The 352-nt window shown below is 27.6% G+C and carries 1 protein-coding gene; it reads left to right on the forward strand.

What is annotated here, in order from left to right:
* The first annotated feature begins 178 nt into the window (after nucleotides 1–178).
* Complete coding sequence (locus tag AB674_RS22960) at nucleotides 179–337, forward strand: hypothetical protein (protein ID WP_165579406.1); 159 nt, start codon at nucleotides 179–181, stop codon at nucleotides 335–337.
* Nucleotides 338–352: the final 15 nt, after the last annotated feature.

Here is a 352-nt window from a genome sequence, read left to right on the forward strand (position 1 = left end):
GAATTCAAGTTTGAACCACAAGTTATAAAAACAGGAAGTATAATTGCACTTTTTAGTTCGATTGGAATGCTGTTACTTTTAATTGGTGGAATTTATTTCGAGCAGAGAAGAAAGCAAGTAAATGAGAATAGAATATAAGAATTAGTCGAAATGTTTTTCTAAAATTGTACATTTGAATATGAAATCTTTATATAAAAAGGAAAATAGATTGATACAAAAAGAAATTGAAACTTCTGATTTGCAAAAGTTGTACTCTGAAAGAATAGAAAGATTTATGGCTTTGGTTGAGATTTCGTATGCCTTAAAAACTGCGCCAAGAATTATTCAGAAAAAATAATGCTTCAAGAAATTT

The organism is Flavobacterium sp. ABG (genome assembly GCF_001027725.1).
Taxonomy (GTDB): domain Bacteria; phylum Bacteroidota; class Bacteroidia; order Flavobacteriales; family Flavobacteriaceae; genus Flavobacterium; species Flavobacterium cupriresistens.

Coding starts and splice junctions, on each gene's coding strand:
- AB674_RS22960 (WP_165579406.1), top strand. CDS start 179: ATGAAATCTTTATATAAAAAGGAAAATAGATTGATACAAAAAGAAATT.